The organism is Shewanella sp. ECSMB14101, from assembly GCF_000773485.1.
Lineage (GTDB): Bacteria > Pseudomonadota > Gammaproteobacteria > Enterobacterales > Shewanellaceae > Shewanella > Shewanella marisflavi.
On record NZ_JSFF01000025.1, the window covers coordinates 34,618 to 60,826 of the forward strand.

General features: G+C 49.8%; 24 protein-coding genes. 18 read left to right on the forward strand and 6 right to left on the reverse strand.

Translation table 11 applies throughout. The annotated features are described in order from the left end of the window. Positions 1-222 precede the first annotated feature (222 nt). The 3 genes from NY07_RS15975 (at position 223) to NY07_RS15985 (ending at position 3,215) form a co-directional block, all read left to right on the forward strand. Positions 223-1,350, forward strand: coding sequence for a glycosyltransferase family 9 protein (locus tag NY07_RS15975; protein ID WP_052125828.1), 1,128 nt, complete (start codon positions 223-225; stop codon positions 1,348-1,350). Between the two features lie 16 nt (positions 1,351-1,366). Continuing rightward, complete coding sequence (locus NY07_RS15980; RefSeq protein WP_033540360.1) at positions 1,367-2,215, forward strand: glycosyltransferase; 849 nt, start codon at positions 1,367-1,369, stop codon at positions 2,213-2,215. A 205-nt stretch (positions 2,216-2,420) separates the two neighbouring features. Next, complete coding sequence (locus tag NY07_RS15985; RefSeq protein WP_033540361.1) at positions 2,421-3,215, forward strand: glycosyltransferase family 2 protein; 795 nt, start codon at positions 2,421-2,423, stop codon at positions 3,213-3,215. A gap of 14 nt (positions 3,216-3,229) precedes the next feature. On the opposite strand, the gene NY07_RS15990 is transcribed toward NY07_RS15985, so the two are convergent. The 3 genes from NY07_RS15990 to NY07_RS16000 all read right to left on the reverse strand — a co-directional run bounded on the left by NY07_RS15990 (position 3,230) and on the right by NY07_RS16000 (position 6,531). Beyond that, a complete protein-coding gene (locus NY07_RS15990) occupies positions 3,230-4,321 on the reverse strand; it encodes a glycosyltransferase (protein ID WP_033540362.1) in 1,092 nt (363 codons plus the stop codon). Next, positions 4,311-5,387: a glycosyltransferase family 9 protein gene (locus NY07_RS15995; RefSeq protein ID WP_033540363.1), complete on the reverse strand. Its 1,077-nt coding sequence runs from the start codon at positions 5,385-5,387 to the stop codon at positions 4,311-4,313. Before NY07_RS15995 ends, NY07_RS15990 begins: the two co-directional genes overlap by 11 nt. Before the next feature lie 100 nt (positions 5,388-5,487). After that, complete coding sequence (locus NY07_RS16000) at positions 5,488-6,531, reverse strand: glycosyltransferase family 9 protein (RefSeq protein WP_033540364.1); 1,044 nt, start codon at positions 6,529-6,531, stop codon at positions 5,488-5,490. Between the two features lie 124 nt (positions 6,532-6,655). Here NY07_RS16000 and rfbC point away from each other — a divergent pair, with 124 nt between their 5' ends. From rfbC to NY07_RS16020, 4 genes are all read left to right on the forward strand, one after another. Beyond that, on the forward strand, positions 6,656-7,204 hold the full coding sequence (gene rfbC / locus NY07_RS16005; RefSeq protein ID WP_033540365.1) for a dTDP-4-dehydrorhamnose 3,5-epimerase: 549 nt from the start codon (positions 6,656-6,658) through the stop codon (positions 7,202-7,204). Next, positions 7,197-8,282, forward strand: coding sequence for a dTDP-glucose 4,6-dehydratase (gene rfbB, locus NY07_RS16010; RefSeq protein WP_081953857.1), 1,086 nt, complete (start codon positions 7,197-7,199; stop codon positions 8,280-8,282). The genes rfbC and rfbB overlap by 8 nt, the downstream gene beginning before the upstream one ends. Then, entirely contained in the window at positions 8,279-9,157 is an 879-nt protein-coding gene (rfbD, locus tag NY07_RS16015) for a dTDP-4-dehydrorhamnose reductase (RefSeq protein WP_033540366.1), read from the forward strand. Before rfbB ends, rfbD begins: the two co-directional genes overlap by 4 nt. A gap of 66 nt (positions 9,158-9,223) precedes the next feature. After that, positions 9,224-9,949: a 3-deoxy-D-manno-octulosonic acid kinase gene (locus tag NY07_RS16020; RefSeq protein WP_033540367.1), complete on the forward strand. Its 726-nt coding sequence runs from the start codon at positions 9,224-9,226 to the stop codon at positions 9,947-9,949. Between the two features lie 34 nt (positions 9,950-9,983). On the opposite strand, the gene waaA is transcribed toward NY07_RS16020, so the two are convergent. Next, positions 9,984-11,249, reverse strand: coding sequence for a lipid IV(A) 3-deoxy-D-manno-octulosonic acid transferase (waaA, locus tag NY07_RS16025; protein ID WP_033540368.1), 1,266 nt, complete (start codon positions 11,247-11,249; stop codon positions 9,984-9,986). Between the two features lie 259 nt (positions 11,250-11,508). On the opposite strand from waaA, the gene NY07_RS16030 reads away from it, so the two are divergent. From NY07_RS16030 to glpG, 5 genes are all read left to right on the forward strand, one after another. After that, complete coding sequence (locus NY07_RS16030) at positions 11,509-12,162, forward strand: TetR/AcrR family transcriptional regulator (RefSeq protein WP_033540369.1); 654 nt, start codon at positions 11,509-11,511, stop codon at positions 12,160-12,162. Positions 12,163-12,562: 400 nt separating this feature from the next. Continuing rightward, entirely contained in the window at positions 12,563-13,756 is a 1,194-nt protein-coding gene (locus NY07_RS16035) for a glycine C-acetyltransferase (protein WP_033540370.1), read from the forward strand. A 10-nt stretch (positions 13,757-13,766) separates the two neighbouring features. Beyond that, positions 13,767-14,792 (forward strand): L-threonine 3-dehydrogenase, encoded by a 1,026-nt coding sequence (gene tdh / locus NY07_RS16040; RefSeq protein ID WP_033540371.1) that lies wholly within the window; start codon positions 13,767-13,769, stop codon positions 14,790-14,792. An 88-nt stretch (positions 14,793-14,880) separates the two neighbouring features. Continuing rightward, complete coding sequence (gene glpE, locus NY07_RS16045; RefSeq protein ID WP_033540372.1) at positions 14,881-15,186, forward strand: thiosulfate sulfurtransferase GlpE; 306 nt, start codon at positions 14,881-14,883, stop codon at positions 15,184-15,186. Between the two features lie 17 nt (positions 15,187-15,203). Next, positions 15,204-16,040: a rhomboid family intramembrane serine protease GlpG gene (gene glpG / locus NY07_RS16050; protein ID WP_033540373.1), complete on the forward strand. Its 837-nt coding sequence runs from the start codon at positions 15,204-15,206 to the stop codon at positions 16,038-16,040. Between the two features lie 61 nt (positions 16,041-16,101). Here glpG and elbB read toward each other — a convergent pair whose 3' ends face one another. Then, a complete protein-coding gene (elbB, locus tag NY07_RS16055; protein WP_033540374.1) occupies positions 16,102-16,755 on the reverse strand; it encodes an isoprenoid biosynthesis glyoxalase ElbB in 654 nt (217 codons plus the stop codon). Positions 16,756-17,142: 387 nt separating this feature from the next. Here elbB and polA point away from each other — a divergent pair, with 387 nt between their 5' ends. Beyond that, positions 17,143-19,893, forward strand: a complete 2,751-nt coding sequence (gene polA / locus NY07_RS16060; protein WP_033540375.1) for a DNA polymerase I — start codon at positions 17,143-17,145, stop codon at positions 19,891-19,893. Positions 19,894-20,548: 655 nt separating this feature from the next. On the opposite strand, the gene yihA is transcribed toward polA, so the two are convergent. Then, on the reverse strand, positions 20,549-21,205 hold the full coding sequence (gene yihA, locus NY07_RS16065; RefSeq protein WP_033540376.1) for a ribosome biogenesis GTP-binding protein YihA/YsxC: 657 nt from the start codon (positions 21,203-21,205) through the stop codon (positions 20,549-20,551). 168 nt (positions 21,206-21,373) lie between these two features. Here yihA and NY07_RS16070 point away from each other — a divergent pair, with 168 nt between their 5' ends. From NY07_RS16070 to hemN, 5 genes are all read left to right on the forward strand, one after another. Then, a complete protein-coding gene (locus tag NY07_RS16070) occupies positions 21,374-21,994 on the forward strand; it encodes a c-type cytochrome (RefSeq protein ID WP_033540377.1) in 621 nt (206 codons plus the stop codon). A gap of 774 nt (positions 21,995-22,768) precedes the next feature. Further along, positions 22,769-23,437 (forward strand): methyltransferase domain-containing protein, encoded by a 669-nt coding sequence (locus NY07_RS16080; RefSeq protein WP_033540379.1) that lies wholly within the window; start codon positions 22,769-22,771, stop codon positions 23,435-23,437. 48 nt (positions 23,438-23,485) lie between these two features. Next, a complete protein-coding gene (gene yihI / locus NY07_RS16085; RefSeq protein ID WP_033540380.1) occupies positions 23,486-24,019 on the forward strand; it encodes a Der GTPase-activating protein YihI in 534 nt (177 codons plus the stop codon). Between the two features lie 81 nt (positions 24,020-24,100). Beyond that, the gene (locus NY07_RS16090; RefSeq protein ID WP_033540381.1) at positions 24,101-24,568 is read left to right on the forward strand and encodes a DUF2489 domain-containing protein; all 468 of its coding nucleotides are present in this window, start codon (positions 24,101-24,103) and stop codon (positions 24,566-24,568) included. A gap of 180 nt (positions 24,569-24,748) precedes the next feature. Continuing rightward, the gene (hemN, locus tag NY07_RS16095) at positions 24,749-26,125 is read left to right on the forward strand and encodes an oxygen-independent coproporphyrinogen III oxidase (protein WP_081953858.1); all 1,377 of its coding nucleotides are present in this window, start codon (positions 24,749-24,751) and stop codon (positions 26,123-26,125) included. Positions 26,126-26,209: the final 84 nt, after the last annotated feature.

Genomic DNA, 26,209 nt, shown 5'->3' on the forward strand with positions numbered 1-26,209 from the left:
ACTAAGTCTATCAATGGGCATACTGGCGCAGATTGTAACACATTCCATTAATACTACAGCCCATTTGTCGCGCAGCCGCGTGAAACCATGACAAAGCCCATGATATCGTGATCTGTCACCCACAGCTTGCCCATCCTCAAGAACAATTAACAAGGGCAAGGTTTTCAGTGTCATCAAAGCCATGTATCCTTAGGCCAACCTCATTATATCGGCTAGGGCACAATGTCTCTTATACCACTTGAGCGATTAGCACAGGCAAAAAGACTCCTCTTTATATCACCACTGGCACTGGGCGACTTTCTCTATCTCAAAACCTTTTTAGCGGCCCTTAAGTGGCAGAACCCGCATCTAGAGGTAGATATTTGGCTCGATGACAATCGAAATAATCAAGATAGCTGGCGCTTATCCCGCAGCAAGATCATGCTGCAATGGATAACAGCCGAGCCCGCTTTCAGTCGCAGCTATGGCTGCTGCGACAGCAAGGCGATGCAAGACAGTCAAATCGAGACCGCCAAGGCGCTAAATTATGATTTGGTGATCACTCACTCTGGTAGCAAGAGTGAACAGTTCTCCCAGCTCGCCAGGCGCATCAGTCCCAAAGGATTTATCGTCACAAGCCTGGCCAAGTCTAAATTTGGCGGGCTGCTCGATGCATGGTTTTTCCGTCACAGCGACAAGACCTTTAAGATCGACGTGGATGCCCTCGGCGAGCAACACCACATTACCGATCGCTACTATCAGCTACTGCACCGCATTACAGGACTCACAATGAAAAAGCAGGACTTTATGCCCTCTTTAACCATTGCCCCTGAATTTGTGCAAACGGTTAACGATTGGCTTACGAAACAGTTTAACGCTAGCGCCCAGGGCCCTGTGTATTTCCTCAACCATCTATCGACCAATAAGAAGCGTGACTGGCATCAATCACAACTCTTTGAATTGATTGCACGCATCACAGAGCAGTCACCCGACAGTCGCTTTATCGTCAACAGCACGCCTGAAAACTATGGGGCGCTCAAAGACGCTATTGCACAAGAGAAACAGCTGGCTAACTCGCATGTCGCCGTGTTTACCGTCGAGAACAATTTCTTCGAGCTTCCGGCCTTAATAGCCGCCGCCGATAGAGTGATCACGGTCGAAACCGCTATCATGCACTTTGCCACCGCCAGCCAGCGGCCGCTTATCGCCATGATGCGCCAGAAAAAACCTTACTGGGCACCGCCGGAAACCGCGACCTCAAAAGTCCTGTATGCCAATACGGGCAAGGGATATGTTAGCGATATTAGCGTCAATGAAGTGATGGCAACGCTCGCCCAAGTTCAAGCATCTTGTTTACCTTTAAGCTCATAACAGCCAAGGCCTAATTATGAAAAAAGCAATCTTCACTCTCGCCATTGGCGACAACCCCATGTATCGGGCTGCCATTTCGAGCTTCAAACAATATGCGGAAAAGGTCTCGGCCGATCTCATCATCTCAGATCGCCTTCACTACAAACTCCATGTAAATAATAAAAAATTTGATGCTAGTCCCGCCTGGTCTGAAAAGCTATATATGCAAGAAATCCTCAAAGAATATGATCGCGTACTCTATCTAGATGCCGACATGCTGATTTCTCCTTGGGCGGAAAATATATTTGAACAATGTCCCGAACTCGATACCGTCTACATGTTTAATGAGGGCGCGCACATTGATAGGTCTCAACAGGCAGCTCAAATTAATCAAGTGCTGGGCGACGTAGAATGGCCCATCGATGATGGCAAAATGATCTATTTTAATTCAGGCATGATTTTGGTTTCTAAGCAGGCTGGCCTGTTCGATAACGCTAGCGCAGAAGAGATGCAAAAAATCTGCAACGAAGTGAAGTTTTACGATCAAACCTATATCAATTATTTGATTCGGCGAGATAAAATCAAAAGTGTTTGCGTAGATAAACGCTTTAATCGCATGCCGCTATTAGGTGCTGAGAATTATCAGGAAGCAAGCTTCATACATTACGCAGGCAGAGGCTATCGCGGGAAGATTCCCATGAGAGAACTCAAGTATATTGCCGATTACTGCGACATGTATAAAGAGCGCCTATCAAGGTCAGAGATATTAGAATACAAGCAGCAGGCTTGGCACTGGTACATGCTGAAACAACAGCGAAAAACCAAGCTGCCTATCCCTCTTCTTAGCTGGATATTTGGTCTGATACACCCCTCTCAAAAATACTAATGACCAACACAAGAATGTAGGGGCAATTAATGTCGCCCCTACGCTCACCCTTTGCTCATATTTTATGCACACACCCGACAAAAAAGCTCAACACCCCTACAAAAAAATTACACTCTCAACTCAAAAACAACATAAAAACGAGTAAATTCGTATAGTTATAGATAATGAGTTATACAGAACTTAGGTTTTTACTTAACTCACGTTTATGTCCACTAGCTTAATTATCACCACCTATAACTGGTCTGCAGCACTGAATGTCGTGCTCGCCAGTGTGGAAACACAATCTTGCCTACCCGATGAGGTGATCATCGCCGATGATGGTTCAACGGCAGAGACAAGAGAGCTTATCGCCCGCCTAGCAACCGACTTTCCCGTGCCCCTGGTTCACAGCTGGCATGAGGATAAGGGCTTTAGGCTATCGACCAGTCGCAATCGCGCTAAACGCCTTGCCAAGCACGAGTACATAATAATGATCGATGGCGATATGGTTTTACACCCGCACTTTGTCGCCGATCACCTAGCCATAGCCGAGCCAGACTGCTTGGTTACGGGAAAACGCATCAAGATGGGGCCCAAGCTCAGCAGCAAGGTATTATCTGGAATGAGTCAGCCAAGTTTGCTTTCTCGCGGGATCGCCAGAGGACGGAAGCTCGCGCTAAGAAGCCAATGGCTCAGTCAGCGGTGCGGATGGGGTCAACCAGACTCGGTTGAGGGAATACATGGATGCAATCTTGGTTTTTGGCGTCAGGATGCGTTAGCAATTAATGGCTTTAACGAGGCGTTCGAGGGGTGGGGACCAGAGGATAAGGAATTCGCCCTACGGATGTTTCATAACGGCAAATGGCGTAAGCGGGTCAAATTCTACGCCGTCGCCTTTCATCTGCATCATAAGGAGAGTTGTCGCCAACAGCTAGAGGTCAATAGCCAATTATTTCACAGCACTTTGAAAAACAAGTCTATTCGCTGTGCCCAAGGCATTGCCGAACTGCCTAGTCTTTAACCGCACTCGAATCGTCAGCAGAGGGCAAGATAATCGGCGACAATCTTGTCGATATTGACCTTAGCTAAAATATCACTCTGGGCCAATGGCGGGTAACTGACCAACGCCTGATTAATCTTGCGACTCAAGGCATCAGCATCCCGTCGGGGCACTAGATACTGTGCAAGCTCGCCGGTCATTATCTCATCTGGGCCATGGGGACAAAGAGTGCTCACCACAGGCGTTGAGCAAATCAGCGACTCAATCAAAACGGTGGGCAAGCCTTCATAATCCGAACTTAACACCAGCAGTTTCGCCCCTTTGATCCAGGGAAAGGGATTAGCCTGAAATCCGGGGCAAATGATACGATCGGCCACGCCATGCTTTCTGGCGAGCTTCATCGCCTTCTTGGGGTTATTGCAAAGCAGCACCAGTGGCAAGGGCTTGTCCATCTTGGCCAGCGACTTAAACAGTATGTCGTGGCGTTTCTGACGTGCGACGCGCCCGACATGAATAAGATAATCCCCCTTGGGAATATCTGGGATCTGCTCTTCAGCCTTAACCTTTATCGCTTCGACATCGAATGGATTATAGATGGTGCGCATGCTGCGGGGCGCGATACGCCCACTTTGTCTTATCTCTTGTTCTATCCCACGAGAAACAGTGATCAACGCTTGGCCGTTCAGTGCCCGCTTGGCCCTGAGCATAGTGAGATAAGCCAGAGGTCCAAGTTTACGCTCACGCGTTAACTCCTCTTCGATAGAGTTATGTACCACGATATAGAGCGGCGAGACCTCGGCGCGGGTCAACAACAAGTTACTCTTATCCAGATTAGACAAGATAAGATCGAAACTACCATAGGTTTGCTCGATTCCATCGATCCACTGCTTTACCCGTGCGGAAGAACGACCCAGTCGCCACCAGGAGATGATATGCCGTTCGCGCGGTTCGAAACAGACATGCAGGGGAATATCATCGGGCAACCCATAGTCATACTGAGGCATGAGCACTAAGAGGTGGGGCTCATGCCCCTGACGTTTAAGCTCGGCGGCTAAAGTGAGCACAATTTTTTCTGCACCACCACCAGCTAGACTATCTATGACTAAGGCAATACGCTTAGCGCTCACCGGCCAGCCCTAATAATCTGGCGATCTCGGCCATACAGATATCTAGCCCCTTGGCATCGGCCTCGCTGTCCATTTTGGCAGTGAGCTGCGCGACTGTCTGCGGTTCCAGCAGGCGCTGAGCCTGAGCAGACATAGTCTGTACATCAATATCACTGCTAAGAGCTAGGCCTCGCTGCACGCAGCGCTGAATTCGCTTGGGTTGATCCTTAGAGACGGCCACCGTCAAAGTGGGCACCTTAAGCGCTATCGACTGTAACAGGGTATCGCCGCCGCTGAGCACAGCCCCTGCGGCACCATCGAGCAGATTGATAAATTCCAGGCTTGAGAGCTGCTCTATGGCTATCACGCCGTCAAGCTGAGGCAGGCTTTTGGGATAGTTAGGGCCATAAACCATGACGCAGCGCATGCCCGTCTGTTGGTAACAGGCCTGGGCCACCTCGGCAAAACGCTCCGCCGCCAAGGTTGATCCCAAATAGTGTCCGCCAGAGCCTGCGCTATAGAGAAGATACTCTTTAGGCTGCAGGCCATATTTTTGCTGTAACTGACGCTGCAAACTCTCATCTGGCCGGGCAAAGATAGAACCAGTAAAGATAGGCTCAGCGCGGTTGATCAAATTAAGCTTCAAACGATCGAAGCGGCTGATATCGCCAATCACAAACTCAGGCTGCACCACCCAATGACTGTCGGTCACCAATGCCCGCTCCAACTTCATGCCGCGGGCGCGTTTACGCCTATGCTGGCTAACGAAAATCACTTTGGCGCCGCTACGATTAGCATGCTTGAGCTGCGCCTTACGTCCGGCGGCATCAAAGATCACCAGATCCGGCTTTAAACGCGAGACCAATTGATTGACCTCTTTCACTCGCTTGGTGGGGGTGTCATTGACCAGATGGGTCGGATAGGGACAATCTTTGGCGTAGGGCGCATGGCTATTGAGCACAAACTCAATCTGGGCTTCAGGCCAACGACGCTTGATCTCATCGGCCACTATGGTGGAACGCATATATTCACCTATCCCTTGTTCGCAGGAGACAGGTACAAACAAAAATTTTGGCGCCACTGACATCGACGATATCCCTAACAATGCATGGGGCAAGCCCATGCTCCTTGACAGCATGATCTAGCGGACTGTGATCCAACTGACCAATTAAACCTGAAGTCTACCATCATTGGCACTCTTGTTGCGAGAGACGATCAAATTGCTCAAGCACAGGCGCTACCTGAATCAACGCCATCAAATGCTCGCCCTTGGCGCGCGTCCCCCAAGGCACACTACCGCTTTTTTGCTGGGCAATCGCCTCTTCATAGACGCTGACCACACTATCTAAACAGGTATATGGCCCTGTCCGCCCAGGATTAGAGTGTGCATAGAGACCGATAACCGGCGTGCCCTGAGTCACCGCCATGTGTGCAGGTCCAGTGTCTGGCGCCAACACTATGCTTGCCTGCTTGAGCAGCGCCATCAGTTGCGTCAAGGTAGTTTTGCCCACCTGATTCTCTATGCGGGCATCGCCATGTGTGAGGATGGCCTCGGCTAACTCCCGCTCCATCGGTACAGGGCCACCGCATAGTATAACGCGATATCCCTGAGCCAAGGCATGGTCAGCCACCTGAGCGTAACGCTCTGGTAACCAGTTACGCTCGGCCTTACTCGCTGCCGCGCAGATCACTAAGGTTTTGTCGCCATCAGGGATCAAGCCTCTGGCAAACTCGGTATCGGCGGCGGGTACGGGAATGTCCCACTTGGGCTGAATATCTGTCACACCCACGGCCTTGGCAAACCCCATGAATCCCTCAAGCACGTGGGGAGTCGCCAGGGGTTCAACTCTGTGATTCGTCACCAGCCACTGACCCTCTTTGGCACGAGCACGGTCGAAGCCCACACGTATCTTAGCCGGGATGGCTAATGAGGCGAGTGTCGCCCTGAGTGCCACCTGCATATGCAGCAGCAGATCGAAACGACGTCCTTTAAGGGCGCTGCGCAGGTTAAAGTAGCTGCGCCAGCCTTGGGACTTATCGAAGATCACAAATTCTATACCCGGAAGATGCTTAAGCAACTGATACTCCACCTTGCCAATCACCCAAGTGATCTTAAGCTGTGGATATTGCCGCTGAATGGCCTGCACCATGGCCACCGCATGACACACGTCACCGATGGCAGATAAACGTAGAAGACACAAAGATTGGGCAGTCTGCAAATTCAAGCTCATATAGGGGCCATTGAGAGATTTAAGGGAGTAAGGATCCGCACCGAGTTTAATGTAGAATGTCCCTAGGTTCCATGATTAGGCCGCCATGGGCATAAAAAAACCAGTTTCGCGGCCGGGTGACAGGATGAAAATTCTCAACACGCCAATTCCAGATGTCAAACTGCTCGAACCTCAGGTATTCGGCGATGAGCGTGGCTGTTTTTTCGAAACGTTTCGCCAAGACGATTTCAAGCAACAGATAGCGGATCTCGACTTTGTGCAGGAAAATCAAAGCCACTCGGTGCAAGGCACCCTGCGTGGGCTGCACTATCAACTCACCAGACCCCAAGGCAAGCTTGTGCGTGTGGTTTACGGTGAGATCTTTGATGTCTGCGTCGATCTGCGCCGCAACAGCCCAAGTTTTGGTCAGTGGACGGGGCATATCCTCTCCGCAGACAACAAGCGCCAACTCTGGGTGCCCCCGGGATTTGCCCATGGTTTCTATGTGCTCTCAAATCAGGCTCACTGCCTCTATAAGTGCACCGACTACTATGCGCCCAATGACGAGCACAGCATCAAATGGGACGATGACGCCCTCAACATAGCCTGGCCTTTGCTAGCCGAGCCATCGCCGATACTGTCAGCCAAAGACCTGGCTGCCAGCTCGTTTAGTCAGGCCGCATATTATGAGTAAAGAGATGCATAACCCTCTCGCTCGGCGCCGTATCTTAGTCACTGGTGGCGCCGGTTTTATCGGTTCTGCCTTGATCCGTCATCTGATCGCCCTAGGCGATTGCCTGGTGGTGAACTATGACAAGCTCACCTATGCTGGCAACCTACTATCACTCAAATCCGTGGCGCAAGATCCCAACTACCATTTTATCCAGGCGGATATCAATGATGGCGACACACTGGGCAAAGCCCTAAGGCAATACCAGATTGATCTGGTGATCCATCTGGCGGCTGAGACCCATGTGGACCGATCAATCGAGGGGCCACGAGCCTTTATCGACACCAATATTGTCGGCACCTTCGAGCTGCTGCAGCAATGTCTAGACTATTACCGCAACTTGCCGATAGAGATGGCGGCGCGCTTTCGTCTGCACCATGTCTCGACCGACGAGGTGTTTGGCGACTTGGGCGACTTAGATGAATTGGGTCATGCGAGATACTTCGACGAGCAGTTCCCCTACGCCCCCAGTTCACCATACTCGGCCAGCAAGGCCGCAGCGGATCATCTGGTCAGGGCCTGGCATCGTACCTATGGTTTACCAGTTGTGCTGTCTAATTGCTCCAATAACTATGGGCCCTATCAATATCCGGAAAAGCTCATTCCGGTTACCCTGCTCCACGCTCTGCAAGGCAAGCCTATCCCTGTATATGGTGATGGCCAACAGGTTCGTGACTGGCTCTATGTCGAAGATCACGCCAAGGCGCTGTGCCTGGTCGCCGCAAATGGTGAAAAGGGAGAGAGCTATAATATAGGCGGCATGAATGAGATGACCAATCTCGATGTTGTCAGCCTAATCTGTGAGTTACTAAATCAAAAAGTCGCTGAAAAACCTCACACTATTAGCGATTTCAAACAGCTCATTCATTTCGTGAGCGATAGACCGGGCCATGATACCCGCTATGCCATCGATGCCAGCAAAGTCAGCCGCGCCTTGGGCTGGCAGCCGAGTGAAAGCTTTGTCAGCGGGCTTGAAAAGACGGTTAGCTGGTATCTCAAGCATCTGGATTGGTGCCAGGCCGTTACGGACCAGACGCAATGAAACCTATCTTAGTGATCGGCAAACATGGACAGCTTGCCCAGGCCCTAAGTGCAACTCAGCCAGAGCACTACCCGGTTGACTATCTTGGCCGGCAAGCACTGGATATCTGCAATCATATCCAGCTCAGGCAGCACATCACAGAAAAGCAATATGGAATAGTGATCAATGCCAGCGGCTATACTCAAGTCGACGCAGCCGAGACAGATAGCCAGGCCGCCTTCGAGCTCAATCATCTGGCGGTAGAGAACTTGGCCGAGCACTGCGCCAGACATGCCATTCGACTTATCCACCTCTCAAGCGACTATGTTTTTAATGGAGTATTCGATGAGCAGCCTACACCTTACCCTCCGAGTGATATTCCCCGTCCTATCAGTCGTTATGGCGAGTCTAAATGGCGCGGTGAGCAGGCGGTGCTGAAGTACAACGAAGGCCATGCCTGCATAGTGCGGACCGCTTGGCTCTACTCTCCCTTTGGGCATAACTTTGTTAAGACCATGCTGGCCCTGATGCGCCAAGGCAAAGCGCTTAGCGTGATTGACGATCAGTGGGGCACCCCCACCTCAGCCATCGCCTTGAGCCAATTTATCTGGCAGCTCACAAAGGTTTCGTCGCCGTCGCCCATCTATCACTGGAGCGATCTTGGCGTGACAACTTGGTATGAGTTTGCCCGACAGATTTCAGCTACCGCCAACGCCTTAGGCCTACTTAACCAAGCGGCAACCATCAACCCCATCAGCACTGCGGCCTACGGTGCGGAGGCGCCTCGCCCGCGATACAGCGCCCTGGATTGCAGCCAGTCCCAGGCGATTTTGCAAGCCAAAAGCTGGCAAGAGAATCTCTATCAGGTGCTACAACAAGTGTCGAAAGAGGGCTGACAGGGCGCCAATATCGGGTACAATCTTCCCTTAGCAAACATCCAAGCCCGTTGAGCCAGTGAATCTATGCAATTAAAACCTACCGATGCCGGCTATATCGCCTTTCGTCACCCCTCGCTCAAGGCGATCACCCCAGACTGGTTCACCTTCGATTACTGGCAAGAGCTGGGCGCCGTCACAGGTTCATCCAAAGGGCGTTACACCACTTGGTTTGTTAAGCCTCACCCCTTGGTGAGCACAGAGAATGAAGAGTGGGTACTCAGGCATTATTATCGCGGCGGCATGATGGAAAAAGTCAGCCGTGATGCCTATCTCTATACCGGACTGAAACGTTGCCGGGCGATTGCCGAATTTACCCTGTTAGAACAGCTTTTCGAGGAAGGTTTTGCCGTGCCGGAACCCGTCGCGGCTCAGATTAAGCGCAGTGGCATCCATTATCGCGGCGATATCATTATCAAACGCATTCCCGGCGCTCAAGATCTAGTCGCCGTGCTGAGCAAAACCCCCATGTCTGAAGCTCAGTGGCAAGCCCTTGGCGCAAGCATTGCCAAGTTCCATCGCCGCGGCGTTTACCATGCCGATCTCAATGCCAAAAACATACTGCTGGCCGATGAAACTTTTACCCTGATTGATTTCGACCGTGGCGAGATCCGCAAGCCCGACAACAAATGGCAACAGGCCAATCTTGATCGCCTGCTGCGTTCCTTCAAGAAGGAGCAAGGTAAGTTACCCTCGCTGCATTTTACCGAGGAGAATTGGCAGCAACTGTTAACCGGTTACGCCAAGCGATAAGAAAGTCGTTAGAAGCGCGCCCAAGCCAGGCGCGTTATGCATCGATCAAGTCGCATGCAAGGGCTAGCTGCGCCGCCAACGCGCCCTTGTTAGTATCTACTACCTTAAGCCCTGCCTCTCTGGCCACAATATAGGCCGCCTTATCATCAAAGCGACTCACCAACTGCTGAGCCAACTCATCGGCTGACGACACCAGCTGTAATGCGCCAGCCTCTTGCAACAACTGGGTGATTTCGGCGAAATCCCAGTGATGAGGACCGACATAGACAGGCAAGCCCATGGCAGCAGGCTCCAAGGGGTTATGCCCACCGTTTTCAATCAGGGTGCCACCGACAAAAGCCTGATCCGCCGCGCCATAGAAACTGAGTAATTCGCCCATAGTATCGCCGAGCACCACCTGAGTGTGTTCATCCACCGTCTCTTGGTGACTGCGCCGCGCTAGTGTAAAGCCAGCCGCCTTGACCCGGCTGGCCGCGGCCTCAAACTGCTCCGGATGTCTTGGCACCAATACCAGTAATGCTTGAGGAAAGCGTATTAACAGGCTCTTATGGGCCTCTAACATGAGATCAAACTCACCGGGATGCACACTGCCCGCCACCCATACGGGTGTCTCCATTCGCTGCCACTGTTTCCTTAGCTGTTTAGCTTTCTCTAACAGTCCTGGCTGAATCGTCAGATCGAACTTAAGACTTCCCGTCACTTTCACCCGCTTGGCATCGACACCCAAGTCGATAAAACGCTGCGCCGCCTGGGTGGACTGGGCAGCGATCAAATCCAGTGAGCGCAACATGGGCAGCGACAATCTAGGGCGACTCTGATATTGCTTGGCCGACTTCTCCGACAACCTGGCATTGGCCAGCATCAGCTTAATGCCTCGCTTCTTAGCCTGGTGAATGAGGTTGGGCCAAAGCTCAGTCTCCATGATGATCAACTGCTTAGGCTGTAGTTGCCCCAAAAAACGCGCCACACACAAGGGCAGATCAAAAGGGAGATAACAATGCTGCACGCTGTCGCCAAAGGCTTTAATCACCTCTGCCGATCCGGTAGGGCTGGTGGTGGTAATGGTAATGTTCAATTTGGGGTAGGCAGCACGTATCTGCTTAATCAAGGGAATAGCGGCCAGAGTCTCGCCCATAGAAACAGAATGGATCAGCAAATCTGTCGCCTCAAGGGATGACAAGCCAAAGCGCTCCGACCAACGGCCTCGGTAATCAGGGCTCTTAAGGGCTCGAATGGACAGATATACCAGCAGTAACGGGGTCAGCAGATACAATAATGCTGAATATAAAGGACGGTTCATATCAGTCGGTACTTGAATAGGGCAAAGGATTCATTAGGGTTAATAGTAACATAAGCCAGACAGTAAGCGTCAGATAAGCCAAATGAACCCAGGAGACTCGACTGTTACGCGAAATATAAAATGGCAGAAAAACAGCGTGTTATTAGTCACTGGTCTGAGTAGCCATTGATTGACATTTGCCCGCTGGCTGTTAACTTTCAACTGGAGCCTTTACTCAATTCTATTCCATGGCCATTAACCGACCGCATTTAGGATCAAGATGAAAACCCGCGACAAAATCGTCCACGCCAGCCTAGCCCTGTTTAACGAACATGGCGAACGCAGTATCACCACTAACCATATTGCCGCGCATCTAGGGATTAGCCCTGGCAATCTCTACTACCACTTTCGCAATAAAGAAGACATTATTCGCTCCATCTTCAAGCTCTACGAACAACACCTGGAGTCTGGGTTTCAACCCTACGAAGGCAAGAAGGTGGATGTTGACCTCTTGATCGGCTACTTCGATGCTCTCTTTTATACCCTGTGGCAATTCCGCTTCATGTACGCCAATCTGGTGATCATTCTCAGCCGCGATGAGGTGCTTAACAAAGAATATACGGTTACTCATGAACAGGTACTTAAGCGGGCCACCAGCATCCTGACCCAGTTAAAACAAGATGGTGTTCTGGTGATCGACGACGAAGAGATCACCCCGCTGGCCGACACTATCCGCATGGTAGCCTGTTTCTGGATAAGCAACGAACTCACCCACTCAGAGACCACCAGGATCACCAAAACCTCCTTGTACGAAGGCCTGCTAAGGGTATTAATGATCTTCAAGGCTTACGCCAGCGAGTCCGCCAAACCTACCTTTATTCGACTAGAACAGCATTATAAAGCACTGGCCAAAGCGGAGCAGGAAGAAGACTAATCCTGCTTACCATGCCCTCTTCGCCGCCGATATTCACAGGCGGTGGTTGTAGCATTTCGCATTATTAATTGTTATGCAAAAGTTGCGTTAGCACTAGCTTAGTTAATAGCGCAAAAAAAAATGTGGCGCTGGCCGGGTTTAAGGTTAGAATTCGGCCAGCCTAGCGCTATTCGTATCCAGGGACGAGCCTCTGCTGGCAAGCATGCCAGCGCAAAAAGATGGTTAAAACTGAACTAAACTTAGTCAGTCATTAACCAAGGTGACGCCAGACGACGACAAGCCTGACTTATGCGTAATAGATGGTTCCTAACTTATCGCCTTTACTCAAGTTTTGGATATTTTCCAAAACACAGGGCAAAGCATAAAAACTAAAATGAGACAAAAAAGAAGGAGACTACAGGTGGCAACGACCTCATTCTACGATCAAATCAATCAGCAGCTGGCTGAAGTGAAAGCGGAAGGCTTATACAAGAGCGAGCGCGTTATTGCCTCTCCTCAAAAGACTGAAATCGAAGTCAACGGCCATGAAGTGATGAACTTCTGCGCCAACAACTATTTAGGCCTGGCGAACCACCCAGAGCTGATCGCCGCTGCACAGCAAGGCCTGAGCGACCATGGTTTTGGTATGGCGTCTGTGCGCTTTATCTGTGGCACTCAAGATATTCATAAACAGCTGGAAGCCAGCCTGAGTGAGTTCCTCGGCATGGAAGACACCATACTTTACTCTTCTTGTTTCGATGCCAACGCAGGCCTTTTTGAAACCCTGCTGGGCGCCGAAGACGCCATTATCTCTGACGCCCTGAACCATGCATCGATTATCGACGGCGTGCGCCTGTGTAAGGCAAAGCGCTTCCGCTACGCCAACAACGACATGGCCGATCTGGAGACCCAACTGCAAGCAGCCAAAGCAGCTGGTGCCCGTCATATCCTCATCGCCACCGACGGCGTATTCTCTATGGACGGCGTGATTGCCAACCTGAAAGGAGTCTGCGACCTAGCCGATAAGTATGGCGCTCTGGTCATGGTCGATGACTCTCACGCCGTGGGCTTTATCGGTCAAAACGGTCGTGGTACTCACGAATATTGCGATGTGATGGACAGAGTCGACATCATCACAGGTACTCTGGGTAAGGCATTAGGCGGCGCGTCAGGCGGATTTACCTCGGCGAAGAAAGAGGTCGTCGACTGGTTACGTCAACGCTCGCGTCCTTACCTCTTTTCAAACTCGCTGGCACCTTCTATCGTCACCGCCTCAATCCATGTGCTGGAGATGCTAAAGTCTGGCCAGGCACTGCGCGAAGCCGTATGGGAAAACAGCCGTTACTTCCGCGAAAAAATGACTGCGGCAGGCTTTACCCTGGGCGGCGCGGATCATGCCATCATCCCTGTGATGATTGGCGATGCCAAATTGGCGAGCGATTTTGCTAACCGTCTGCTGGAAGAGAACATCTATGTGATCGGTTTCTCCTTCCCTGTAGTTCCTAAGGGTCAGGCACGTATCCGTACTCAAATGTCAGCCGCCCACACTCGCGAGCAGCTAGATCGCGCCATCGATGCCTTCACCCGCATCGCCAAAGAGATGGGAATTATCTAGGAGTCTATCGATGAAAGCCTTAAGCAAACTCAAGCCTGAAGAAGGCATCTGGATGGTTGATGCGCCAAAACCTGAAGTTGGCCACAACGATCTATTGATCAAGATCCGCAAGACAGCCATCTGCGGCACCGATGTCCATATCTACAACTGGGACGAGTGGTCGCAAAACACCATTCCTGTGCCTATGGTAGTTGGTCATGAATATGTAGGTGAAGTGGTCGAAATTGGCCAGGAAGTGCGTGGTTTCCAGATTGGCGATCGCGTCTCTGGCGAAGGTCACATCACCTGTGGCCACTGCCGCAACTGTCGTGCGGGCCGCACTCACCTATGCCGCAACACCTCTGGTGTCGGTGTTAACCGCGAAGGTGCCTTTGCGGAATATCTGGTTATCCCAGCCTTCAACGCCTTTAAGATCCCCGACGATATCTCTGACGATCTGGCTTCTATCTTTGATCCTTTCGGTAACGCGGTACACACGGCACTGTCGTTCGACTTGGTCGGCGAAGATGTGCTGATCACAGGCGCAGGCCCTATCGGCATCATGGCCGCCGCGGTTTGTCGTCATGTGGGCGCGCGCCATGTGGTGATCACCGATGTGAACGAATATCGTCTGGAACTTGCCAAGAAGATGGGCGCAACCCGCGCCGTTAACGTGGCCAAGGAGAAACTGGAAGATGTGATGCAAGAGCTGGGCATGACCGAAGGGTTCGATGTCGGCCTCGAGATGTCAGGTGTTCCGGCCGCCTTCCACTCCATGCTCGATACCATGAACCACGGCGGCAAGATCGCTATGCTAGGTATTCCCGGCGGTGACATGGCCATCGACTGGAGTAAGGTGATCTTCAAAGGACTCATCATCAAAGGGATCTACGGCCGTGAGATGTTCGAGACCTGGTACAAGATGGCCAGCCTGATCCAATCGGGTCTGGATATCTCACCTATTATCACACATCACTACAATGTCGATGATTTCCAAGCAGGTTTCGACGCTATGCGTTCGGGCCAATCGGGCAAGGTTATCCTTAGCTGGGATTAATCCCTTAGCCTAAGCCATACGGGGCTGTACTCTCACAGCCCCATGTTGCACACTTAACTTATCCCTCTTTATTCATTACAGGTTGATTATGTCTGCTTTCCAACACCTGAGTGTGAATCAACTCATTCAGATGCTCGACGAAAATACCCATGTGCAGGTCGTCGATATTCGCGACGGTGCCAGCTTTGAGGCGGGGCAGATCCCCGGTTCAACGAATCTCAACAACGAAAATCTGGCCCACTTTATCGGCGAAGCCGATATGGATAGCCCCTTGGTCGTGGTCTGTTATCATGGCATCAGTAGCCAAAATGCCGCGCAATATCTGCATGAGCAGGGTTTTGATGAGGTCTATAGCCTGGACGGTGGCTTTCAGGCCTGGCGAGAAGCCCACTAACTGCAAGAGGTCATCCTATGCTGGAACTTGGTCATCTTCCCAACGAACGTGCCGCACAGGCATTGATCGATTACCTTAAGGGACAGGGCATAGACTGCCAGCTACAGCATGCTGAGCAAGGCGTCATACTCTCTGTAATGAAAGAACAAGACTATGGCATAGCCAAGCAGGAGTATGACCACTTTATTCGCAACCCCTATGAAGACAAGTATCTTAAAGCCTCCTGGGACAACGGCACCACAGGCACTAAGATAGATTATGGCGCACCGGGACTGCAGCTGGTTACTCAGTTTTTATCGGGTGCCGGCCCCTTGACTCTCAGCGTCATGCTCAGCTGCACCTTAATCTATCTCGGCTTTATCTTCGGCTTTGCCAATCCTATCTTCGAGGCGCTCTCCTTCTTTGGCGCCGTCCCGGGCAGCGATGTCAGTCAGGTATGGCGAGTATTTACTCCGAGCCTGATGCACTTCTCCGCCATGCATATCATCTTTAACCTGCTCTGGTGGTGGTATCTGGGAGGCAAGATTGAAAACAAGCTAGGGGTCACTCCCCTTTTAACCTTACTGCTGATCGCAGGCACCCTGCCCAACCTGCTGCAATATGCTATAGGCGGGCCTAACTTCGGCGGCCTGTCGGGTGTGGTCTATGCGGTTGTGGGTTACACCTGGATCATGGGCATCAAACGTCCCGAGAAAGGAATAGGCCTGCCCCCTGCCTACATATGCTTTATGTTGGTCTGGTTAGTCTTCGGCTTCACCGACATGTTCGGTCTCTCCATTGCCAACGGGGCCCACATCGGCGGCCTGTTAGTTGGACTAGCACAGGGCTTTATCGACAGTCGTCGACGCACCTAATACCCGCCTAAGATCGAAAAAGGGACCTACAGTATGTGGTCCCTTCTTCAATTTACTGAAATTACGCCAGCTCAATCACCTTCTTCACCAGCTTTTCAATACCTATATGGGCCTGGGCAATATTCTCAGCCAACATATAGGCAGGTGTACTCACCAACTTGCGGGGCTCATCTACGACTATCTGCTCAACATTAGCATCCACATGCTCGCCGCCCATCAGGTTAAACGCGTGAGCCGTGTCGCTGTCGTGCCCTATCGTCCCTTTAGCTTTCTCGCCATAAAGCTTAGGGATCATCACAGGTGAAATACAGATAAAGCCAACAGGCTTATGGGCCTCAACGAATTCGTTAATAAAGGCCTTAACGCTAGGTACCACCTCACACTCGCTGCCAACCACGGCAAAATTACACAGGTTCTTCGCCGCGCCAAAACCACCAGGGATCACCAGTCCATCGAAAGCCTCGATATCCAACTCATCAGTCGCCTTAATATCGCCGCGGGCAATACGCGCCGACTCCACCAGCACATTACGATGCTCATCGGCCGCCACTTCCCCCGTCAGATGATTTACCACATGCATCTGCTGGATATTGGGAGCAAAACATTGATAGCTCACTCCGGCCTGAGTCAGCGACAGCAGGGTCAATACCGCCTCATGAAGTTCGCTGCCATCGAACACGCCCGCTCCGCTTAATAAAACAGCAAATTTTTTCATTAAAAACTCCTTTAATAGACCGAATAGTTTTAACAATCAAATAACAAAAGGCTTGATCTGATTATTTTTCATGCTAAGTTAGTTCATCGACTCTAACAAGGCCGAACCATTTCGCCAAGTCAGAGCATAAATATGGATGACAAAATAAAAAATCCACAAATTAGGAAATTTTACTCGGAAGTAATACCTAGTTCACAAAAAAATATAATACAAATAAAAATCAACAAGTTACATCACCCGTTTAAGTTCGTCGTCGTGATCCCAACTCGCTGAAACTTTTTTAGCTCACAGACTTATCCACAGGCTGCTGAGTAATTTGGCGTGGCCGAAATCGCCCTAATATGGCATGCTAGCGCCATCATCGCATACCGAAAAATAGATAACATTATGCCTAATATCGCTGAAAACCCACTCGTCCTTGTGGATGGTTCTTCCTATCTTTACCGCGCTTACTATGCACCGCCGCATTTGACCAACTCCAAGGGTGAAGCCACGGGGGCCGTATATGGCGTGATCAACATGCTACGCAGCCTGCTCAAACAATATAAACCAACCCAGATGGCCGTGGTCTTCGATGCCAAAGGCAAAACCTTCCGCAATGAGATGTATGCCGAATACAAGGCTCATCGACCGCCGATGCCGGACGATCTTCGCAGCCAAATCGAACCGCTGCATCGCATCATTCGCGCCCTAGGCCTGCCTTTGGTCTGTGTTCCCGGCGTTGAAGCCGATGATGTCATAGGCACCATCGCCAGACAGGCGAGCCAAGAAGGCCGCGCCGTACTGATCAGCACGGGCGATAAGGACATGGCGCAATTGGTGGATGAGCAGATCACCCTAATTAACACCATGACCAACACCATCCTTGGGCCTCAAGAAGTCAGCGAGAAATTTGGTGTCGGCCCAGAACTGATTATCGACCTATTAGCGCTGCAAGGCGATAAGGCCGATAACATTCCTGGCCTGCCGGGCGTTGGTGAGAAAACAGCGCTGGCAATGCTTAATGGCGTCGGCGGCATTAAGGAGATCCTCGCCAATCCAGAGAAAATGCCAGAGCTCGGCTTTAGAGGCGCCAAGACCATGCCAGCCAAACTCGCCGAACATGGCGACATGCTCCAACTCTCCTATGAGCTGGCGACCATCAAATGTGATGTCGAACTGGAACAGGACTGGCACCAACTCAATATTCAAGACACCGATCGCGACGAACTGATCAAATGCTATGGCGAAATGGAATTTAAACGCTGGCTAGCCGAGGTGTTAGACAATAAATCAGCACCAGAAAATCAAGATGAGGCCGACGAAGCGCCGGCGCCTCAAACCGTAGATACTCAGTACGACACCATTCTTACTTGGGAAGCTTTCGATGAGTGGCTCAAGGCGCTGACCACAGCGCCGCTGTTTGCCCTAGATACAGAGACCACCAGCCTCAACTATATGGAGGCCAAACTGGTCGGGCTATCTTTTGCCATCGAGCCAGGTAAAGCAGCTTACCTGCCACTGGCACACGATTATGCCGATGCGCCAGAACAGCTCGACAGTGAGCAAGTGCTCGCTAAGCTAAAGCCGATATTGGAAGACGCCAAGATACTTAAAGTCGGCCAAAACCTTAAGTATGACATGAGCATACTGGCAAATGTCGGCATCACACTTAGAGGTGTGGCCTTCGATACCATGCTCGAATCCTATGTGTTCAATTCGGTCGCGTCTAAGCACAATATGGACGACCTGGCGCTGAAGTATTTAGGCCATAAGAACATCAGCTTTGAGGAGATAGCAGGTAAAGGGGTAAAACAGCTGACCTTTAACCAGATCTCACTGGAGACGGCCGCGCCTTACGCCGCCGAAGATGCCGATATCACTCTTAGACTGCACCAGCACCTCTGGCCAAGATTAGAGAAGGCGGGAGAGCTTGCGAGTGTATTTACCGACATAGAACTGCCTCTGGTCAGCGTCTTGTCACAAATTGAGCGCCAAGGGGTATTGATCGATAGCATGGTACTAGGCCAGCAAAGTGAAGAGCTGGCCCGTAAGATCGATGAACTTGAGCAGAAGGCCTACGAGATAGCCGGCGAGCCATTTAACTTAAGTTCCACCAAACAGCTACAAGCCCTCTTCTTCGATAAGCTTGGCTACCCTGTGTTGAAAAAGACACCTAAAGGCGCGCCATCCACCGCCGAAGAGGTATTGGTCGAGCTGGCACTGGATTATCCGCTGCCTAAGATCATCCTGGAGCACAGAAGCCTGTCTAAGCTAAAGAGCACCTATACCGACAAGTTGCCACTGATGGTCGATGGCAAAACCGGCCGGGTACATACCAGCTATCATCAGGCCAATGCCGCCACGGGGCGCCTGTCATCCAGCGAGCCTAACCTGCAGAATATTCCTATCCGCACCGAAGAAGGACGCCGCATTCGCCACGCCTTCGTTGCGCCAGAGGGGCGTAAAATCCTCGCCGCCGACTATTCGCAGATTGAACTCAGGATCATGGCGCACCTGTCGCAAGACAAGGGGCTACTTACCGCCTTTGCTGAAGGTAAGGATATTCATCGCGCCACCGCCGCCGAAGTGTTTGGTGTCGATTTCAGTGAAGTCACCAACGAGCAGCGTCGCCGCGCTAAGGCGGTGAACTTCGGTCTCATCTATGGCATGTCGGCCTTTGGTTTAGCACGCCAACTCGATATTCCACGTCACGAGGCCCAGCAATATATCGACATCTACTTTAAGCGCTATCCCGGCGTGCTCAAGTATATGGAGGACACGCGTGCTGCCGCTGCCGAACAGGGCTATGTGTCTACCCTTTATGGTCGCAGACTCTATCTACCGGCCATCAAGGATAGAAATGCCATGCGTCGTCAAGCAGCTGAGCGCGCCGCAATTAACGCCCCCATGCAGGGAACCGCCGCCGATATCATCAAGAAAGCCATGATCAATATTGCTCAGTGGATCGACCAAGATACCCAAGGGGAGATCACTATGATTATGCAAGTACATGATGAATTAGTGTTTGAGGTCGACGCCGACAAAGCCGAGTCGCTTAAGCTCAAGGTATGTGAGCTGATGGCTCAGGCAGCCTCACTCGATGTCGAATTATTGGCGGAGGCGGGCATAGGGGATAACTGGGAACAAGCTCACTAATTTATGCCATCTCAATACCAAAAGCCTCAGCCCTGCTGGGGCTTTTTGATGGATAAAGGCCTGCCTTCTCGAAAATCTAGCCCTATCTCAAGGATGAGCTGGAAAAATCACCAAAATTAGTAATATTTTTTCACTCAAGGGCGATTTTTAGCTAAACATCTCTTTTAAGGGTAATTTTGGTAATTTTTAGATCAAAAACCTGTGCTTTTATTGAGCATATTTTTAGACATCGCTCACATTATTGTCGTTTATTACAAAAAACAGTTTCCCATAATACGGCCAATGCAGTATTATTCTCTGCGTAGGGTACAGAGGTTAAGATGTTCTATCTTTCAGACCTTTTTTTATTTCACGTTAAGTGAAAGCCAAATTCTGGCGCCCCAGCAAGTTACTTGCTGGGGCTTTTTTTCGTCTGAAATTTATTTTAGAGCAAATACTTTAAATGGGTGGCAATTCAGGCTATCCTATAGTCATTGAGAGCTATTGGTCTTCGACTAATAGAACTTGAGTCTTGTTGAAATTTAGCTTCTCCCCAAAAGAGCTAATGTATTTTTTGCCGATGGTGTAACCGTCGGCATTTTTTTTGCCTTCAATAAACTAGGTATAAAAAAACGCCTCCTAAAATAGGAGGCGCTCCACTTGCCTATCGATATCACTACTCTTGTTCAGCGTCGGCCAATGCCTCTACCAACCAATCTGGGTGGCACCACTCATTGAGTATGCTCAGCACCTTAGGTTTACCCGTTCCCTTTAGCGAGGAGAAAGGCTCAACCTTAACCCCATCACCAAAGTCGGCTAAGGCCTTACGTACCTCGTTAACCGTCTTCATCTTGGCGCTTTGGGCTAACTTGTCACACTTGGTCAGCAGCGCCAGTACGGGAATATTGCAATCCACCGCCCACTCAATCATCTGCATGTCGAGATCTTTAAGGGGATGGCGTATGTCCATCAGCACCACCAACCCACTTAAACAGGCTCTCTCTTGCAAATATTGGCCTAACGCCTGCTGCCATTTTTTCTTCATCGCCAATGGCACCTGGGCAAATCCATAACCCGGAAGATCCACTAATCGTCTGTGTTCATCGAGTGCAAACACATTAATTAACTGAGTACGTCCAGGTGTCTTACTGGTTCTTGCCAGGTTCTTCTGCTCAGTCAATTGGTTTAATGCGCTCGACTTTCCAGCATTAGAGCGACCAGCAAAGGCGATTTCGACGCCTACATCACCGGGCAAGTGTTCATCTAAATGCGCAATATCCGGCGCACTAATCAAAAACTTGGCCTGTCGAAAATCGATACGAGAATCAGTCACTACCCACTCCAAAAATTGTTATTTCTTCAGTTTAAATATCGAAGACTTGCTTACATTTGCACAATTTCGTGTAAAATATTACCCCGATCACATAAATCATATTTTATCACGCTTGCAGGTCACTCTCGTAAGCTCAGGACAAAAAATTTAACTAAAAGTTGGAACGCCATGAAAAAGTTAGCTATTGCGCTATCAATGTTAGCCACTCTATCAACTCCGGCTCTAGCAGCAGGTGATGCTGAAGCGGGAAAAACTAAAGCAATCATTTGTTCTGCCTGTCACGGTGTTGATGGTAACAGTATGATCGACATGTACCCCAAGCTTGCGGGTCAACAAGAAACCTACCTGAAGAAGCAGCTAACCGAATTACGTCAAGCTGCTCACACAGGCGGTAAAGAAGGCCGTAACGATCCTATGATGAGCCCAATGGCGGCAGCATTGTCAGATCAAGATATCGAAGATTTAGCGGCTTACTATACTTCGCAAACGCTTACCGTTAGCGAAGTAAAAGATGTGCCTGAACTTGGCGAACAACTATATAAAGGTGGAGATGCCGTACGTGGTATAACCGCATGTATCGCCTGCCATGGTCCAAGCGGCCAGGGTTCTGAAGCTGCCGGCTTCCCAGCAATTGCAGGTCAGCACGCTAACTACATCAAGATCCAGCTGAATAAGTTTCATGATACAACTCGTAACAACGACTTAAACGGCATGATGCAGGATGTTGCCAAGAAGCTTACTAGCGAAGACATCGAAGCATTATCTAAATATATATCAAGCATTAAGTAAATTATTGCTAGATAGTCAAAGGGTGGAAGTTTCCACCCTTTTTTACACTTCCAACTTTACGTTTACGTAAACTGTATAAAATTGGTGCTTGACATAGATCACAGATTTCGTTTTAATTGTGCCCGTACCGAGGTGAACCCAACTGTTTGTATAAAATCTATCTAATAACAATGAACAGATTTCGGTATGTAAAATCATTTAAGATATAAGAATAAAGTTAAGCAAAAATAATAATAATACTTAGACCACTCACTAAAAATAATAAGAGAAGTACTTCGCATCTGAAGTCAGGTCATTATGATTTAGTAAGGATATTGGTTAGGAAGGCCAATGCGCTAATTAGCATTTTCCTTACAGTTCAGAAAACAGTGGAACTGCTTACTGCTGAACTTAAAAGTAAACCTAACAAGGATGGTTTATTATGCGTCAAAGATGACGATATGGATTGTGATGTGTCAAGAAGACCATCTACGGAAGCTGTGGTCAGGAAGGCGACAGGGAAAGAAAAAAAGCGTCTGGAAGACCGAAAACTAAAATAACTATGCATGGAAAGCAGATTAAAAAATAAGATGGAATCCGACTGGGAAAGTCGCATAGCAAGTAAGGATACTTGGAATCAGAATTGAGTACCTTTGGTACTTTTTGGAAGGCGACAGTCATACTGTCGCCTTTTTTTTATATCTAAGCAAAAATACGCTTCTGTTTAGCATTAGGCTAAAGTAAATTAATTAAGCGAAGACTGTCGAATCACTTTTATAGAGTCATGCCTCACCCATGCGAAGATGCCCCCTGTGCACTAGCGACAATACCTCTCCTTTCTATCAAGATAGAAAAAGATCTATCTATCGATGTAAACGTTGCATGCTCCTGTTTGCCGATGCCAGCTCCCACCTTCCCCCAAGCGCCGAATTGAAGCGCTATCGCTCGGCCAATAGTAAGCACAAACCGCTACAGCAATTCTTATCCAGCCTGATCACACAATGTGAGCAGCAGATTCAGGGGCCACTGCTTGGACTCAACTTCGGGCGTCTACTGGAGCAGCAGGCCATGGATGCCATCGAGGCAAGAGGGCATACACTCAATCAGTACGATCCAAACTTCGCTGCGGATCACACCCTGCTGCGACTAAAATACGACTTTATCTGCTGCTACCGGGTATTTGAACACTTTCGCTTTCCGGGAAAAGAGTGGCAGTTGCTCTGCTCGCTACTCAAACCCGGTGGATGGATGGCTATCAGTACCCAGTTACTCACCGAGTTACAGGGCTTTCCTAAGTGGCACCACAAGAACAATCTGACTCATGTCAGCTTTTATCAGGAAGCCACCTTTCAATATTTGGCACGCCAAGCCGAGTTTAGGCTATTATTCGCGTCAAAGGATCTCATTTTGGTGCAAAAACCAACAAGATCTGGTATAACACGCGACCCAAGTTCACTTATCTAACCACTAGGTTAAATAGGTTCACGATTTTTTGTAGTTGAGATTAACGTTATGTCCCGTAAAAAAACGCGCAAGATCAATGAGAATGCGCCAAAACGTCCACCCAGAACGAAGAAAGAAGACCGTGTCGTCACAGGTAAGAAGCGGAAGTCGGGTAATAAAGCGGGCAGTCGACATAACGAGCAGCAGATCCAGCAGCAACAATCGGGTGCAGCGCAAGCCAAAGATCCACGCCATGGCAGTAAGAAGCCGGTAGCGCTCAGTCTACCAGCGACTATAGCGGTCGAGAAAAAACCGAAGGCGCCTAAGATGAGTGATGAGCAGAAGCTGTTGAAGCTAGAGGAAGATCCAAGACTCAACAAACTTCTCGATATGATCGAAGAGGGCCGAGATCTCAATGCTGACGATCAAGCCTGGCTAGAGAAACAGCTCACCGAAATCGAGCGCTTGATGGAACGCTTAGGCATCTCAGAAGAAGATGACTTAGAGCATGTGATGCAAACCGCTGCCCGCTCTGACGACGATCTCCTCGATAAGTTCGAATCTGGCGCCGATCTGCTAAAAGACTATCAAGAGAAAAATTAGCCCTAAAGACGCACACAAATGGCATCAGTATTGATGCCATTTCTCTATCCCACCTAGATAAACACAAACCTGGATCTCAACATGACCACGACGTTACTCATCATTGGTGCCCTTATCATCCTAGGTCTTGGCGGCTATGCCCTGCATCTGCTGCTTAAGCTGAAAAAACAAACGCAGCAGCAGGCTGCCCAATTAGCCGCACAGCAGGCGGCCAGTGAAGCGCGAGAGAAAGAGTTGCTGGGCAATATTCACTATATTGCTGCCGCCATGCTTGAAGAGCGTTGTGAATTGTCCGAAGGAGTGATGCGTATCGGCAAGTTGTTTGAGATCTTAGGCCAGAGTGAACAGGTACAACACCAATACCCTGCTTTCTTTAAGCATTTTGATATCATCAAGACTCATCCCATCATGGAACAGCGCAAAGCGTTAGAGAAACAGCAGCGCATGAAGCTCGACTTCGAAAGAATGAAATCAGAAGCCGCGCTAGAAGTCGAAATCACAGAAGAAGCCAAACTCCTGGTGAAAGCATACGCCCATCTCAGCCACTAACATTAGGGCGTGAGTCGGCGCACAAAAACGGCTTTAAACCAAGACATTTAAGCCGAAAACAAGGATATTCGTCAGCTAACATAAATTGCAGTGCCAATTTGCAACCTGGATCAATGTTATTCACTCAATAACATTGCATACTTCGCTAGTTGCTAATTTACCACCTTCGGAGGACACGCCTTGAAGCAGCCCACCCAAATTAGTTGGGATCAGTCAATGATCGAAAAGTACAATTACAGCGGTCCCCGTTATACCTCTTATCCGACCGCATTAGAATTTGACGACTCTTTCACCGAAGAAGATCTGCTCACCTCTATTGCCAACAGTAAGAGCAATAAGCTGTCGCTGTATCTGCATATCCCTTTCTGCGCCAAGCTATGCTACTACTGTGGCTGTAATAAGGTGATCACCCGCCATCAGCATAAGGCGGATCAATATATCGAGTACCTTGCCGCAGAGATCGTCAAGCGCGCTCCGCTGTTCAAACACTATCAAGTCACCCAGATCCACTGGGGTGGCGGTACACCGACTTTCCTCAGCCCTGAGCAGATCCTCAGACTGTCGGCACTACTCAAAGAGCATTTCAATATTGCCGACGAGGGGGAATACTCTATTGAGGTCGACCCACGTGAAATAGAGCTATCAATGCTCGATACCTTAAAAGAAGCGGGCTTCAACCGCATCTCGGTCGGCGTGCAAGACTTTAACAAAGAGGTTCAGATTGCTGTTAACCGTGAGCAGGATGAACAGTTTATCTTCGACCTGATCGCCAAGGCGAAAGCCATGGGCTTTGTGTCGACTAACATAGACCTTATCTACGGTCTGCCGCACCAGACACCTGAAAGCTTTGCAGAGACCATGCAGCGAGTACTAGATCTGTCTCCCGATAGACTGTCAGTCTTTAACTACGCCCACCTGCCAGCACGCTTCGCAGCACAGCGTAAGATTAAAGATGAGCATCTGCCTAGTCCGCAGCAAAAACTGGAAATGTTGCACCAAACTATCGAGACGCTGACCGGCGCAGGTTACCAGTATATCGGTATGGATCACTTCGCTAAGCCAGATGATGAACTTTCTATCTTGCAAAACGAAGGACGCCTGCACCGTAACTTCCAGGGTTATACCACCCAAGAAGAGTGTGATTTGCTCGGCCTTGGGGTGTCATCAATCAGTCAGATTGGCGATTGTTACGCCCAAAACCAGAAAGACATTCGTCCTTACTACGAATCGGTAGATGAGAAAGGTCATGCGCTGTGGAAAGGCTGCAAACTCAACCGCGATGACGAGATCCGTCGCGTGGTGATCAAGCAGCTCATCTGTCATTTCGACCTGGATATGGCCAAGATAGATCAGCAATTAGGCATTAAGTTTGAAGAGTATTTTGCCGAAGATCTTAAGCTGCTCCAAACCTTTATCGACGACAAGTTGGTTGAGGTGAACGACAGAAAGATCACCGTTGGTGAAACGGGCCGCCTGCTTATCCGTAATATCTGTATCTGCTTCGACGTTTATTATCGCGATAAGGCACGTCAGCAGCAGTTCTCTCGGGTCATCTAACACCCGACTGACAAAAAAAGCCGATGATTATTCATCGGCTTTTTCGTTTATGCTGTCTCGTCCTGAAATGTGTTTACACATTGA